Source organism: Maridesulfovibrio ferrireducens (assembly GCF_016342405.1).
Lineage (GTDB): Bacteria > Desulfobacterota > Desulfovibrionia > Desulfovibrionales > Desulfovibrionaceae > Maridesulfovibrio > Maridesulfovibrio ferrireducens_A.
In genome coordinates, this window is the sequence record NZ_JAEINN010000009.1 from 53,020 (window position 1) to 67,364 (window position 14,345).

13 protein-coding genes are annotated in these 14,345 nt (G+C 43.0%); 4 read left to right on the forward strand and 9 right to left on the reverse strand.

The features are described from left to right. Window positions 1-105 precede the first annotated feature (105 nt). Window positions 106-2,586 (reverse strand): glycogen/starch/alpha-glucan phosphorylase, encoded by a 2,481-nt coding sequence (locus JEY82_RS11135; RefSeq protein ID WP_304085463.1) that lies wholly within the window; start codon window positions 2,584-2,586, stop codon window positions 106-108. A gap of 314 nt (window positions 2,587-2,900) precedes the next feature. Between JEY82_RS11135 and JEY82_RS11140 the strand changes: the two genes are divergently transcribed. Beyond that, the gene (locus JEY82_RS11140; protein ID WP_304085464.1) at window positions 2,901-3,305 is read left to right on the forward strand and encodes a MucR family transcriptional regulator; all 405 of its coding nucleotides are present in this window, start codon (window positions 2,901-2,903) and stop codon (window positions 3,303-3,305) included. A gap of 90 nt (window positions 3,306-3,395) precedes the next feature. On the opposite strand, the gene JEY82_RS11145 is transcribed toward JEY82_RS11140, so the two are convergent. The 3 genes from JEY82_RS11145 to ald all read right to left on the reverse strand — a co-directional run bounded on the left by JEY82_RS11145 (window position 3,396) and on the right by ald (window position 7,388). Beyond that, a complete protein-coding gene (locus JEY82_RS11145; protein WP_304085465.1) occupies window positions 3,396-4,151 on the reverse strand; it encodes an OmpA family protein in 756 nt (251 codons plus the stop codon). 90 nt (window positions 4,152-4,241) lie between these two features. Next, the gene (locus JEY82_RS11150) at window positions 4,242-6,059 is read right to left on the reverse strand and encodes a PAS domain S-box protein (RefSeq protein ID WP_304085466.1); all 1,818 of its coding nucleotides are present in this window, start codon (window positions 6,057-6,059) and stop codon (window positions 4,242-4,244) included. Between the two features lie 222 nt (window positions 6,060-6,281). Beyond that, window positions 6,282-7,388 carry an alanine dehydrogenase gene (ald, locus tag JEY82_RS11155; protein WP_304085467.1) on the reverse strand — a complete coding sequence of 369 codons (1,107 nt, stop codon included), beginning with the start codon at window positions 7,386-7,388 and terminating at the stop codon, window positions 6,282-6,284. A 398-nt stretch (window positions 7,389-7,786) separates the two neighbouring features. Between ald and JEY82_RS11160 the strand changes: the two genes are divergently transcribed. Then, entirely contained in the window at window positions 7,787-8,899 is a 1,113-nt protein-coding gene (locus JEY82_RS11160; protein ID WP_304085468.1) for a response regulator, read from the forward strand. On the opposite strand, the gene JEY82_RS11165 is transcribed toward JEY82_RS11160, so the two are convergent. The 5 genes from JEY82_RS11165 to JEY82_RS11185 all read right to left on the reverse strand — a co-directional run bounded on the left by JEY82_RS11165 (window position 8,896) and on the right by JEY82_RS11185 (window position 11,316). Next, entirely contained in the window at window positions 8,896-9,444 is a 549-nt protein-coding gene (locus tag JEY82_RS11165) for an RHS repeat domain-containing protein (RefSeq protein WP_304085469.1), read from the reverse strand. The two genes, JEY82_RS11160 and JEY82_RS11165, sit on opposite strands and share 4 nt — an antisense overlap. 48 nt (window positions 9,445-9,492) lie before the next feature. After that, a complete protein-coding gene (locus JEY82_RS11170) occupies window positions 9,493-9,750 on the reverse strand; it encodes a hypothetical protein (RefSeq protein WP_304085470.1) in 258 nt (85 codons plus the stop codon). 15 nt (window positions 9,751-9,765) lie between these two features. After that, window positions 9,766-10,068, reverse strand: a complete 303-nt coding sequence (locus tag JEY82_RS11175; RefSeq protein WP_304085471.1) for a hypothetical protein — start codon at window positions 10,066-10,068, stop codon at window positions 9,766-9,768. A gap of 208 nt (window positions 10,069-10,276) precedes the next feature. Further along, a complete protein-coding gene (locus tag JEY82_RS11180) occupies window positions 10,277-10,804 on the reverse strand; it encodes a rhodanese-like domain-containing protein (RefSeq protein ID WP_304085472.1) in 528 nt (175 codons plus the stop codon). 23 nt (window positions 10,805-10,827) lie between these two features. Further along, a complete protein-coding gene (locus JEY82_RS11185; protein WP_304085473.1) occupies window positions 10,828-11,316 on the reverse strand; it encodes a MauE/DoxX family redox-associated membrane protein in 489 nt (162 codons plus the stop codon). 212 nt (window positions 11,317-11,528) lie between these two features. Between JEY82_RS11185 and JEY82_RS11190 the strand changes: the two genes are divergently transcribed. Beyond that, window positions 11,529-13,085 carry a DEAD/DEAH box helicase gene (locus JEY82_RS11190; RefSeq protein WP_304085474.1) on the forward strand — a complete coding sequence of 519 codons (1,557 nt, stop codon included), beginning with the start codon at window positions 11,529-11,531 and terminating at the stop codon, window positions 13,083-13,085. Between the two features lie 25 nt (window positions 13,086-13,110). Next, the gene (locus tag JEY82_RS11195; RefSeq protein WP_304085475.1) at window positions 13,111-14,298 is read left to right on the forward strand and encodes a pyridoxal phosphate-dependent aminotransferase; all 1,188 of its coding nucleotides are present in this window, start codon (window positions 13,111-13,113) and stop codon (window positions 14,296-14,298) included. Window positions 14,299-14,345: the final 47 nt, after the last annotated feature.

A 14,345-nucleotide genomic window follows, 5' to 3' on the forward strand; every position in this document is an offset into this window, starting at 1 on the left:
CTGCAACGCAGCAGTTAACAATATTATTCCATAAAAAAAGCTCGAAAATGAAACCGATAACGGACTTCACTTTCGAGCTCTAATTAACAAAACGATTATGTCCGCCTACGATTCTTTTTCCATAGGGTGAACACCCCATATACTTGTGGCATATTCCATTATAGCTCGGTCGCTGGAGAAATGCCCCGAACCGGCAGTATTTAAAATGGACATTTTAAGCCACTTCTTACGGTCCAGCCAGATCTGCTCAAGTGCATCCTGAGCATCAACATAAGCTCTATAATCTGCCAGAGTCATGTACTGATCTCCTTCGGCAAATAAAGAATCTAATATAGGAGCAAAGAAATCACGATCACCTTCAGAGAAAGTGCCATCGGCGAGCAGATTGAGGGCCTCGGCCAACTCTGAATCTCCCCCGACAACATCACCGGAAACATAACCTTCACGTTTACGCCTTTCAACATCGTCGGCATTCATGCCGAATATAAAGATATTCTCTCTACCGACTTCTTCCATAATTTCGATATTTGCCCCGTCCAAGGTTCCTATGGTCAAAGCCCCGTTAAGAGCAAATTTCATATTCCCGGTTCCGGAAGCCTCTGTTCCTGCAAGCGAAATCTGCTCGGAAAGGTCTGTAGCCGGAATAATATACTCAGCCTGTGAAACCCTATAGTTGGGCAAAAAAGCAATGCGCAATTTATGATTCACTGCACTATCGGAATTAATAACAGCTCCGACAGAGTTAATCAGCCGAATAATCCGCTTGGCGAGAAAATATCCCGGAGCGGCCTTACCCGCAAAAATTTTAACTCTCGACACAGCCACACTCGACGGATCTTTTTTCAGACGACAGTACAAAGTAATCGCGTGAAGAACATTCAACACCTGCCGCTTATACTCGTGAATTCTTTTTACTTGAACATCATACATCCAGTCGGCAGGCATATACAGCCCATATTCCTTCTGAGCATATTCTACGAGTTTCTTTTTCGCCTTCAATCTGCAATCATACCAGCGAATCTGAAACTCTTCATCTTCAGCCAAAGACTCAAGCTGATGCAGTCTTGATAAATCGGTTACCCAGCCTTTACCTATCTTTTCCGTTATCAATTCTGAAAGCGGGATATTACACTGTTTAAGCCATCTGCGTGGAGTAATTCCGTTGGTGACCGAAATAAATCTTCCCGGAAACATTTCAACAAAATCATAAAAAATATTTTTCTTAATCAATTCTCCATGCAGAGTCGAAACTCCGTTCACGGTAAAACTCCCCACCACAGCAAGCCAGGCCATACGAACCTGCGGATATTCTCCCTCTTCAATTATGGACATACGGGAAAGCCTTTCATCATCCCCCGGAAATCTGTTTTTTACTTCGTCGAGAAAACGGCGGTTAATTTCAAAAATGATCGAAACATGACGGGGAAGAACCTTGCGCATCATATCGAGAGACCATTTTTCAAGGGCCTCCGGCATTACTGTATGATTAGTATAAGCGAAAGTTCTCCGGCAGATTCTCCATGCCTGATCCCAGTTGAGCATATGTTCATCAATTAAAATACGCATCAATTCAGGTATTGCTATTGCCGGATGAGTTTCATTTAAATGAACAACCGCTCTGTTCGGAAGCTCTGAAAAGTCCAGTTTTATTTTCTCAAACCGACGAAGCATATCCTGAATAGTTGCCGAAACAAAGAAATATTGCTGAACCAAACGCAACTCACGTCCTTCACTGAGTTTGTCACTCGGATAAAGCACCTTGGAAATTGTTTCCGTCTTAACGGCATCTTCCATTGAGCGGATGTAGTCACCGCTGTTGAAAAGATCGAGATTAAATCTTCTGGCAGGCTGAGCCTCCCAAAGTCTCATATTTATTACATTACCGTTTTTATAGCCCGGAATAAGCATATCCACAGGCATTGCCATCACTTTTGCCGTATCTGTCCAGCGATGTCTCAAAGATCCATCGTCATGAGTATACTTTTCTTCTCTGCCGTACAGTCCGATAGTAAAAACAAATCCCCTTCTGCGGAACTCCCACGGATTTCCCGAATGGAGCCAGTCATCGGGCAGTTCAACCTGTTCACCGTTTTCAATAGCTTGTTTAAAAATTCCGTACTCGTATCTTATGCCATATCCGTAACCCGGAATCCCGAGTGTAGCCATTGAATCGAGAAAACATGAGGCGAGCCTTCCGAGTCCACCGTTACCGAGTCCGGCATCCACCTCTGCACTTTCGGCTTCTTCCAGAGTAACTCCGAATTTACCAAGAGCCTCCTCTGTTTCGTTTTCAATCCCGAGATTAATAGCATTACTTGTAAGAGATTTACCTACTAAAAATTCAAGTGAAAGATAGTAAACGCTTTTTGCACTGCGATTATAGTAAGAGCGTTGCGTCTTTATCCAGTTACCCACCAGCCTATCCCGCAGAGAATACGCCAGAGCCTGATAGAGTGAAAACTTGTCAGATCTACCGTAATCCCTGCCAAGATTCGAAAGATGATGCTGGCAAATACTTTCAACTAATGATTCGGAATCCAGTCCGCCCATTTCTTCTAATACTACGTCGGAATCTTTTGTCGACATGATACAACCTCGCTGATTTCAAGAAATATAATTATTGTATCAATATAGCGCACAACTCATAAGAAAGTAATAAAAATTGTTTTTATATTTTCAACGCAGTTAACTTTTTCATATTTACACATCATTCAATACAAATTGACATTTAGTTCAGCATACAAATCTTTTTTAACATTCTTCTTCACCTTTATGCGTATATAATGCTAAACTGGTCTAATCTTTAAAATAGGCTAAAAGCTGTTTTATGTATTATTAAAACACTACAAAAAACGGAACCTTCTTGAATAACACAATTGACAAACCATAGGGGGAGGAGAATGGAAGACCATTTAAAAGCAGCTCTGGAAATTGTTAAAGCGCAAGCAAGTGTCAGAACCATGACCGAAGATGAAATCACTTCCATGGTTCAAAAACTGGCATTCGGCATCATGCAAATAGGGGAAGGACTGACAGAAAAGTCTTCTACTACTGCACAGGTTGCTCCGGTGGATCCCAAGAAGGCTATCAGAGAAAAAACTATCATCTGTCTGGAATCTGGAAAACCATTTAAAGTTCTCACCAAAAGACACCTTGCAAAATATGATATTACGCCTGAAGAATACCGGGAAAAATGGGGATACGCAAAAAAAACGCCTTTAGTCTGTAAATCGCTTCAACGCGAACGTCGTAAAAAAATGAAAGAAATGCGGCTCTGGGAAAGGCGGAAAAAGGTAGAAAATTAAATCTTATATAGCTGAAAATATCAGTTATAATAAAAGCCCGAAATTCATGCCCGCTTATGCGAGTTGAATTTCGGGCTTTTGAACACTTAATTACCAAATTTTTGATGGTGGCTGATAATAATACTCAACCCTTCGATTAATTGCCCGGTTACGGTCGGAGGTATTTGGAACCAAAGGCTTTGTCCCGGCATAACCGACAGCCTTGACTCTAGTCGGAGAAACTCCTGATTTCTGCAAAACATACCTCAAACAAGATGCTGCTCTTGCAGAGGACAATTCCCAGTTTGAATCATAAACATTATTGTGTGTAGCCCGGTCATCTGTATGTCCTCTGACTACCAGATTAAAATTTTTTGTCTTCATTATACTCGAAATTTTATCCAGAACTTTATAAATACGGGGGTCCAGTGTTGCCGTTCCGGGCTTAAAGATAGCACGGGAAGGGACACGAACTAAAACTCCCTGCTGATCAGTATTTACCGACATCAGCTTTGAAACCTTACCGGCATTAATAAATGCTCTTATATCAAGTTCCAAAGCCGCCATATCTTTTTTAGCCGCTTTTTTTTCGGAACTGGCAGAAAAAGGACTTTCAGAGTAAGCAACCTTACGTCCTGTTCTGTCTTCAAACTGCACACCGAAAGCATCCCTCATTGAACCTTTCAGTTTTTCAAAGTTGGCAATATCCTGATTGGCAAAAGACAAAAGAAGAACAAAGAAACAAAGCAATAAAGTAACCATATCGGCAAAAGTGGCCATCCATGGAGGCAACCCCTCTTCATGCGGCGGTTCGGTGTCTGGTTTACCGATAACATATATAATATCTTCTTCTTTTTTCTTAGCCACTGTCTCTCCCCGAGTATCTCAAAATAAAGGAAGATCATAAATATGCTAATAAACACGAAGCCGCAAGACTGTATAAAAACGACAAAAGAACTACACCTCAACGGCTAACGGCAGTTTAATAATAAAACGTGCCCAGCTTCCGGGCAAAGAATGTGCTTCCATGCTTCCATTGTGCTGATCGGTTACAACAAAATATGAGACAGACAACCCGAGACCGGAACTCCGCCCCAATTTTTTGGTAGAATAAAAAGGCTCAAAAATCCGTTTAATAACATTTTCATCCATACCTAGACCATTGTCTTCTATTTCAACTACAGCCACATCCTCTTCTTTCCGAACTCTGAGAATAAACCGGGGATGCTCACCGCGATACTCTTTTTCCATCATAGACTGTGCGCCATTCTTGAGAATATTCAAAAATACCTGCTGAATTTCACTCCCTTCGCAATAAAGAGAAGGAACGGTATTGTCATACTCGCGAACAATTTCTATCTTGCGAAAATCATAATGCATCTTCAAATCATAATCATTTGCTGCCAACTCCAACGTATCTTCCAACAGTTCAGAAAGGTGGTGTCGCCCCATATTACTTTCCGTCTTACGGCTGAACCTGATCATATCACTGACAATTTTTGCAGCGTGACTGCTTGATGAATAAATTCCATCCAGCATCCTAGGGACTCCCCGTTTTTCTAAGTACTCCCTAACCTTATGAAGAGAAACATCACATGCTAGAGCAATCTCCTCATTTTTCTCAAGATCTCCGAAAACCCGATTATTAATATTCTGGGTATGCCCTAATATTGCAGCCAGAGGATTATTTATTTCGTGAGCCATTCCTGCCGCCAACCCGCCGACAGACATCATCTTCTCATTCTGAATCATAGCCTGTTCCAACCTGATAAGCTCTGTCACGTCATCGATCCGGACCACAGCCCCTTCCGCTCCTTCAGCCCCATTGGACGCCAAAGGAAAGATTGTCACATCCTCATAGCAAACCCCTGTCTCCGAATGACGAATCTTTTTTTGCTCCCGGCTTATTTCCTTAGACCTGATACTTTCAAAAATTCTGCCCATCTCCTTTTCCATTCGGGGGAAAATCTCTAACAATTTTTTATCCTGCGCAACTTCAGCAGAAATACCGGTTGCCTGCTCTGCGGCCCGGTTCCACAAAGTCACTTGCCCATCACCGCTAACTCCAAGCAAAACTGACGGCATAGAATCAATGATATTAAAAAGATAATTACGCAAACTGCGAAGCTCTGCCTCATTTTTATATCGTTCAGTGACATTTCTGAAAACAAAAACAGCTCCGGACATTTCCCCGTCATCCCGCCTGATCGGGGCAGCGGAATCAGCTATATGAAATTTCTTTCCCTGCTTAGAAATCAAGATTGTATGATTTGAAAGCCCTCGGGCTTCTCCATCCCGCAGGACTCCCTCAAGCGGATTATCGGACAGCCCCTTTGTGCTGGAATTCATCATCTTAACTACATCTGTCAGAGCAGAACCTTCAGCTTGCGCAAAATCCCATCCGGTTAATGTTTCCGCGACCGGATTCATTCGCACAATATTTCCTTCAACATCGGTTGCAATGACAGCATCCCCGATTGAATCAAATGTTATCCGTAAATTATTCTCACTCTCCCGAGCCTGACTTTCTGAATCGGCAAGATTGGTATACATCCTTGAAACAACAAATCCGCATACTAAGAATGTAAAGGAAGTCGTTATCCGCATAAACATTTCATGAGAATCATGAAGTGGAACTAACTGTGAAATAAAACTTGTCCCTTCGGGGTTAAACCAAATAAACTCAAAAAGACTTTCACCAATCCAAAATAAAAATATTACCAAAGCAAAGGCATACAACAAATGTTTTCCAGTAACCCCTGTCCGTATGGTCATGCCTTCCTCCATATTTCTGCCAATATAAAGAATCTAAAACTCAAAAATATAGTTAAAGTTATCATCCATACAAATAAAACAAAAGACTTCTAATTAAATTTGTTCAACTGAATTTAATCTTTCCAAATTTAAAAGGACAAAAAAAAGAGGTGAAAGCATCTGCTTTCACCTCCAGTTCCGCGTAATCCCTAAAGATCACTAAAAACATATTAATCAATAAAATTAAGCAAGAGCCTCATCAGGAGTAATTGTTTCCAGCCCGAAAGCCTCGCCAACCGCTGCAAAGGTAAGCTTACCATTTATAGTATTAAGGCCGAGTTTTAATGAATTATTGGCACGCAAAGCATCAAGCCCCTTATCAGCAAGCAGCATTGCATAAGGAAGTGTCTGATTAACCAGAGCAAAGGTAGAAGTTCTGGGAACAGCTCCGGGCATATTTGCTACGCCGTAATGAATAACACCATCGACCACATAAGTGGGATCAGTGTGAGTCGTAGCCTTGATGGTTTCAACACATCCGCCCTGATCAACTGCCACGTCAACAATCACGGCCCCTTCTTTCATTGTTGAAAGCATACCGCGGGTAATCAGATTAGGAGCCTTGGCCCCCGGAATCAAAACAGCACCGATTATGAGGTCCGCCTGCATAACCGCAGCACGAATATTAGGCTCGGTAGAAGTCATGGTTGTAACTCTGCCGTTAAATATATCATCAAGATACTGAAGTCTTGAATGGCTTACGTCAAAAATAGTAACTCTTGCACCCATGCCCGCAGCAATTTTAGCAGCATTTGTTCCGACAACACCCCCACCGAGAATCATTACATTTGCAGGAGCAACTCCCGGAACCCCACCCAAAAGAACGCCTCTGCCTCCTTTGGGTTTTTCAAGATGTAAAGCGCCTTCCTGAGCAGCCATACGCCCTGCAACTTCACTCATAGGAGTAAGCAAAGGGAGCGAACGATCGGGAAGCTGAACTGTTTCGTATGCAATGCCGGTGGTTCCGCTTTCAAGAAGAATATCGGTAAGAGCTCTGTCCGCAGCGAGGTGGAGATATGTGAAAAGCAAAAGACCTTTTCGGAGATATTTATATTCGGAAGCAATTGGTTCTTTAACTTTGATGACCATTTCAGCAGCCCAGGCTTCATCGGCCGTTACCATCTTAGCACCGGCAGAAAGATACTCGTCATCCGGAAGCCCACTTCCAATGCCGGCTTCTTTTTCAACAACAACGGTATGACCGCGACGGACAAGACTTTCAACTGCTCCAGGAGTCATTGAGACCCTGTTTTCCATAGTTTTAACTTCTTTAGGAATACCAATAAGCATTTCATCAACTCCCGGGGAATATACGTTATGATAAAATCTTATGCAGCATGACTCCATAAGTCATTATGCACCAATGAACCATGCAACGAAAGAAACTCCGTACAACAAAAGTATCAAACCCGTTGCGCTCGAATTTTCACATAAATCTTTCTGCAAACCTAAGCTTTATTGATGTACTGTTACCGTGTAAACTGAATTGATTACCATGCAACGTACAAAACTCTAAAGACAGCACTCACAGAGTAAACACATACTTACCCTGATGGGGTTTTCTGGCAACAAAGAATTGAAAATAATGTACTATTTCAAAGCTGTTTAAAGATTTTTATTCTATTTTTTATTGTTATATAGAATAACAACCTTAACATCAAACAAATATCCGCAAAGGGTTCACAACAATGTCCTTAAAGCCAAACTATATACCGAAAATTTTGATCATTGATGACGAGCCTTTCAATCTGGAATTTCTCGAATTGGTTCTTCGTCAGCAGGGCTACAAAATTGTTACAGCAAACAACGGGAGAACAGGCATTGAGTGCGCCGTAAAAAATCAACCAGACCTTATATTACTGGATATCATGATGCCGGGGGAAACAGGTTTCGAATGCGCAACCATTTTGCGCCTGTCGCCTGAAACTTCTGAGATTCCGATTATTTTTTTAACTGCTCTGGATGATGCAAAAAGTACCCAAAAAGGATTTGATGCCGGAGCCGTAGATTTTATTACAAAACCTTTCGAATATAGAGAAGTTTTACACCGAATAAGACTACACTTGAAAATAGCAGCAAGCGATAAGTTCATGATGAATAATCAAGTAGAACTTTTAGAGCAGAACTCAGCCTTACCTGCTCACGACGACACCTCCCCGCAAAGAAAAAACAAGTCTATATTCCCGGCAAAACAAGAAGAAGCACAAACATATATTTATGAATCTGTCATTCTGCCCAATAAATCTGAAAGTATTCTGTTGCTGAATTTCACGCCTCCGCAACTGGACAACAGAACAGCAAACAACATCAGAAAGGCTTTAACGCTTAACACAGGGCCACTCTATACTCCTGCTGAAACTTTCAGAAATGTCGGGACTGCACTACGCGAAACATTCCGGTCAGACATTGATCAAATGATGGAAATTGACGGGATATATGCTCATATAAATCGTGAAACCGACACACTTACTCTGGTAAATGCGGGATCACTTCCGGCTATATTGCTGCAACCTGACGGATCAACTGTTTTCATTGAACCCCAAAGCGGACCGCTTGGCGAACTGGGAAAAGGTTTACTCCCCTGCTCAACGTTTGAAATGAAAAAAAACAGCCGACTGTTCATATATAGTAGAGAGATGCTGTCCGCGTTCGATTCCACGGGTAAAGGAATAAAAGAGCTGAAAGAAGCGTGCGAACTTTCTGCGGGGGTAGATATTGAAACCGCATGTCAGGCCGCGGGAGAAATGCTGCTGAAAGGCAAGGCTACACTGGAGGGGATACTTATTGCTGTTGAAGCTTAAATAAAAAAAGGCCCGCCAGCGAAGCCGATTGGGTCGGGGGTTATGAATCTGCCGATGGCTGGATCGTATTCACAATATCCGAAGTGAATTAATCCCGTGTCTTTATCGGTCAATCCTGCGGAGAAGCCCACGCAAGTATCAAATTTTTCATTACTATCGAACAATAAATTGCCAAACGAATCATATATAATCCGCTTTACCTCATTACCCCTTTCATCCGCAACCATGAAAATTGAACCGACCTGATCGGTTGCGAAATAAAAGGTTTTTCCTTCGTAAGTCATTGCAACGGGATCGCCTTCTTCGTCATAAGTGAAAACTTTGGGACGTAGCCCTTCGGCATCCGTGACAGCAACTAAAGTAGTCAAATCCTGCCAGAGATATTTTTCTACAGTTTTACCGTTGATAGATTTGGAAATCCTTTTTCCCGCAGGATCAGAGGTATATTCAACCCTGCGCCCATCCGACAAAACAACTTCATGCAACGGTCCTGACTCCAAGTATGAATAACGAGTAATCTTTCCAAACTCGTTTTTTTCGATCATACGGCCTTGCTTGTCGTAGAAATATTTTACATTGCCAACTGCGATAAGTTATAATCTGCTGTTATACTTTAACAGTTGCGGTTTTGTGTGCCGATTTTCCAAGGTAAGTCTTTCACCGTATTTGCCGTACTGATATTGCTCGATGATGGATTCATCACAAAGAACTTTGCTGAGTCTACCACCATTCTCGTATTCATATTCGCGCATTATGGCTTTAGGGGCGAGTGCTAATGCTTTTTGAATAATTCTGCCGTCCTCAGTTTTCCGAAGTTCCTGAGCAAGTGGAAGCTTAGGATTCTTCATCATGAACTGCGCATGAAGCTAACGCTTAGCTTTTTTCTGTCTTTCCTGAATCTGCTCCATCTGTCTTTTTCTTTGTTCCCAAAGGTTTCGGCGTTCAGGTGGCATCATGCTTGGGTACATTTTTTCATCATTGGAGAATTCTGCAAAAAGACTAGACATGTCTTCAGGATCAAGCTCTTCACCAAGTCCTACGTTTTGCATAACCTCATACATTTCTTCGAGCTGCGCTTCCGGCTTCATAGATTTGCCATACAAGCGAGCACCTGCTGATAATTCTCCGCGATCTTTTTTACGTAAGCAATAAGAGTTTAATCTGTTCACAAGGTCCTCCCGTTCTTTATTGCCCCTCTACAAAGCATAGACCTATTCTACGCTTAAAAGACAAGGCATTAACTGTCGTTTATAAAGATAAGGATATGAAACAAAGCGGACATGAATAAGCCGACTCAGGTCCGGCTTGAAAAAAGATCAAAAAAAAGCCCCTACACATAATGCGTCGGGGCTATAAAACAATTCAGACTAAAGGATGTTATTTAACAGAACCAACTGGATACTTAGCTCCCTTCCATGCAAAAATACCGCCGGGGTATCTTTTCACGTTGGTGTAACCGAGCTTTCTCGCCCATGCTGCACCATTATGACTGCGGGAACATTTAACGAATCCACAATAAACAATGATTTCTTTATCTTTATCAGGTCCGAGCATTTCGACAAACTGTTCCTGAGTTTTGCCGTCAGTTTTGGTCACGTCCCATTCATCCATATCAGGAATCGGGAAGAGGAACTGTTTTGCTCCGGGAACATGTTCTTTTTTATAGCTGGCTTCATACGGCATGGTGTCGATAACGAGCACTTCCGCTTTACTGTCCAGAAGAGCCTTAAGTTCGGCAGTTGAGATCACATCGTAATCACCGCGCTGTATTTCGCGAACAAGTTTGATTGCGCCTGTTTCTTTTGAAACTTCCTGCTCAAATTTGTCACTGCCTAGACAGCCGACCAGTGAAAACATCAATGCGCATACTGCGGCAAGTGAGAAAACATTTCTTACAAATTTCATTGAAAAACCTCCAAAAACAAATTTTATTTTTTTGAAATAAAAGCAAAAATCGATCTAGGTCTGTAATCTTTCGCTCCCCTAAGCCAATAAAGATATACACAGCCGGAAAATAAAAACAGATCTCTAAAAAGAGCTTCGCGAAGTGAATGATACGCTTCGCCTTCTGCATCCCCCGGAGCAAAACAACCGCAATCGACATCAAGTCCCATATTTATTCCGTGAACAAGGACGCCCATAAAGACGAGCAGCAGAACCGAGTAGAGAAATAAAGATCCTTTAAGATCCCAGACAAGCGCAGTCGCAATTAATATTTCCGCCACGGGAAGAACTATTGCGGACAAACTGACCAAAGAATCAGGCAGTAACCCATACCCGCTGATAACCGTTGCAAAACCCTCAGTATTCATAATCTTTGTTGCCCCTGCATAAAAAAAGACAACAGCAAGAAGACATCTGATAATCAAATAAGCATGCTCGGACATAAGCTTTCCAAGTAATTGCGCCTTCACCATTCGTGCTCCCTTAACCACTGAATAATAATTTAATGCTCAATCACTATCCTTACTAAGTGATTCAAATCAAATCGTTATAAACTATTACAAAAGGAACATTCCATAGCCTAAACTTATAGCAACTTTTTGCGGCCAAAATACCCTTTGCACAAATGTGTTATTCTAGCTTAAGTAATAAAGGTTACATCATAAATATTATAGGATAAAAGAATATGAAAAATTCGAAAGACGACCACCCCGTGGGCGATGAACTAAAAAACGACTATGCCCATCAAGAACCTGACAAAGTGGTTGAGCCAGAAGAGGCCCTTAGAGAAATCGCCATAGAAGACCTGCCTAATTCAATAAAAAAAGCGCTGGAAAAAACCGGATGGGACAGCCTGACCCCGGTTCAATCAAAATCCCTTCCTTATCAATTAGACAGAATAGACCTGATGGTTCAGGCAAGAACAGGAAGCGGGAAAACAGGCGCATTTGTCCTGCCGCTGCTTGAAAAACTCGACCCGTCACTTAATCGCACACAGGCTTTGATCCTCGTTCCTACAAGGGAACTTGCCAGACAGGTTGAACGTGAAGCTGAAATAATTTTCGAAGGTTCAGGACTCCGGGTTCTTTCCGTATACGGCGGAGTCGGCTACGGCAGACAGAAAGAACAACTGGAAAAAGGCGCACACATGGTTGTGGGTACCCCGGGCCGAATTCTTGACCATTTGATGAGAAGAACATTCTCCCTGAATGACCTGAAAACACTTATCTTTGATGAAGCTGACCGCATGCTTTCCATCGGTTTTTATCCCGATATGCAGCAGGTAAAATCATATCTGCCCCGCCGCCCGATCAGCGCATACATGTTTTCAGCGACCTTCCCTGAGCACGTACTGCGGTTATCAAAAGAGTTCATGTACAAGCCTCAATTGCTGAGCCTGAGCAGCAAACATGTCCATGTAGCAGAAATAGAACACGCATATTACGAGGTTCCCGCCATGGGCCGAGAAAGACAGCTCATGCGAGTGCTGGAGATGGAAAATCCAACCTCGGCTATCATCTTCTGTAACACCAAGGCCAACGTAAATTTCGTAACAGCAGTGCTGAACAACTTCGGATTCAACGCCGGCGAATTAACCTCCGACCTTTCACAAAACAAACGTGAAAGCATTCTTGGAGATCTCAGATCCGGTAAAATTAAATTTCTCGTGGCAACGGACATTGCTGCACGCGGAATTGACGTTCCAGACCTGTCGCACGTTATTCTGTATGAACCACCCGAAGAAAAAGAATCTTACATTCACAGGGCCGGACGCACAGGACGAGCAGGATCATCGGGAATCGCGATTTCTCTTGTAGATGTTATTCAAAAACTGGAGTTACAGAGAATTGCGACAACTTACAGTATAAATTTTGACTGCCGCACCCTGCCGGATGACAAAGAAATTCTGAAGACTATCAATGAACGGCTTACCACCATTCTGGAAGCCAAATACCGCTCAACAACTATTCTTGAAAAAGAACGCATCAACCGTTACAAAGAACTTGTTCGCCAGCTTGCGCAAGATGATGAGCAATGCACCTTGGTTGGGATGCTCATGGACGAACTGTATCAAAACTCGCTCCACGCCCGCCCACCGCAGCCTCCGTCCGAAGGACAGGATACAAGCGGTAACAGGCCACGTCCTGCGAAAAGACCTCCTCAGTCCGGCAACAGGCCCGGAGGCCACGGCAAAGGTGGTAGACCACAAGGCAGAAATTCTGGTGGAAACCGTAGATACTAACAGAAAAATATTCGGAGTATAGAAGATGAAATTGCTCTCAAGTCAGGTAGAAGGATACCTTGACAGCTCATCCTGGATTCGCAAAATGTTCGAAACCGGAATGGTCCTAAAGAAAAAATTCGGTGAAGACGCAGTATGTGACTTCTCTCTCGGCAATCCAGACGTTCCAGCTCCGGCAGCCATTGCTGACGGCCTCAAAGAACTGGCCGAGTGTGCAGGAGAACCTTTTGCATTTGGATACATGCCGAACTTCGGTTACCCCTCTTTACGCGAAAAACTGGCAAAAACAGTTTCGCAAGAACAAGGTGTTCCTGTCGAAGGAAGTGATCTAATTATCACCTGCGGAGCAGCAGGAGCAATCAATGCTCTCTATCGCTCCATCCTTAATCCGGGCGATCAGATTTTATGCCCGGCTCCTTACTTTGTGGAATACGGATTCTACGCACAGAACTACGGCGGAGAACTGGTAACAGTTCCTTCCAAACCGCTGACTTTTGAGCTGGACTTTGAAGGAATCGAAAAAGCCATCAACGAAAAAACCCGTGTTGTGCTTATCAATTCCCCGAACAACCCCACAGGTGTTGTTTACTCAAAAGAAGATCTTGAAAAACTCACAGATACCCTTAAAAAAGCCAACGCCGGCCGCGAAAGACCTATCTTTCTGGTTGCCGACGAGCCATATAGATTCCTCGCATTTGACGGCGTAGAAGTGCCTTCCATTTTACCGCTGTATCCGTACAGTGTCGTGGTAAGTTCTTTTTCCAAAAACCTTTCTCTGGCTGGAGAAAGAATCGGCTACGCACTTATCAACCCGGAAATGCCTGAAAAACAGACCCTGCTCGCAGGACTGGTTCTCGCCAATCGCATTCTCGGTTTTGTAAATGCTCCGGCTGTCGGACAAAAGCTGCTTGAAAAAGCACTCGGCGCTCAGGTTGATAAAAAAATCTACCTTGAAAGACGCGACGCAATGGCCAAAGTCCTTGATGATGCGGGATATTCATACACATTGCCAAAAGGTGCATTCTACTTCTTCCCCGAAGCTCCGGGTGGCGATGATGTAAAGTTCTGCGCCGCTCTTCAGGAAGAAAAAATTCTCGCAGTACCCGGAACAGGCTTCGGCTTCCCCGGATACTTCAGACTTGCTTTCTGCGTAGGCGTAAACGTAATCGAACGCTCAACCGAAGGGTTCAAAAAAGCCATCGCACAGTTTTAATCAGCTTACTTAAAAAGAGGGGAGACCATAAAAGTCTCCCCTCTTTT

Bases quoted from the DNA above. Each gene is read 5' to 3' on its own strand.
- JEY82_RS11135 (WP_304085463.1), bottom strand. From the start codon at position 2,586: ATGTCGACAAAAGATTCCGACGTAGTATTAGAAGAAATGGGCGGACTG.
- JEY82_RS11140 (WP_304085464.1), top strand. From the start codon at position 2,901: ATGGAAGACCATTTAAAAGCAGCTCTGGAAATTGTTAAAGCGCAAGCA.
- JEY82_RS11150 (WP_304085466.1), bottom strand. From the start codon at position 6,059: ATGACCATACGGACAGGGGTTACTGGAAAACATTTGTTGTATGCCTTT.
- ald (WP_304085467.1), bottom strand. From the start codon at position 7,388: ATGCTTATTGGTATTCCTAAAGAAGTTAAAACTATGGAAAACAGGGTC.
- JEY82_RS11160 (WP_304085468.1), top strand. From the start codon at position 7,787: ATGTCCTTAAAGCCAAACTATATACCGAAAATTTTGATCATTGATGAC.
- JEY82_RS11165 (WP_304085469.1), bottom strand. From the start codon at position 9,444: ATGATCGAAAAAAACGAGTTTGGAAAGATTACTCGTTATTCATACTTG.
- JEY82_RS11170 (WP_304085470.1), bottom strand. From the start codon at position 9,750: ATGATGAAGAATCCTAAGCTTCCACTTGCTCAGGAACTTCGGAAAACT.
- JEY82_RS11180 (WP_304085472.1), bottom strand. From the start codon at position 10,804: ATGAAATTTGTAAGAAATGTTTTCTCACTTGCCGCAGTATGCGCATTG.
- JEY82_RS11185 (WP_304085473.1), bottom strand. From the start codon at position 11,316: ATGGTGAAGGCGCAATTACTTGGAAAGCTTATGTCCGAGCATGCTTAT.
- JEY82_RS11190 (WP_304085474.1), top strand. From the start codon at position 11,529: ATGAAAAATTCGAAAGACGACCACCCCGTGGGCGATGAACTAAAAAAC.
- JEY82_RS11195 (WP_304085475.1), top strand. From the start codon at position 13,111: ATGAAATTGCTCTCAAGTCAGGTAGAAGGATACCTTGACAGCTCATCC.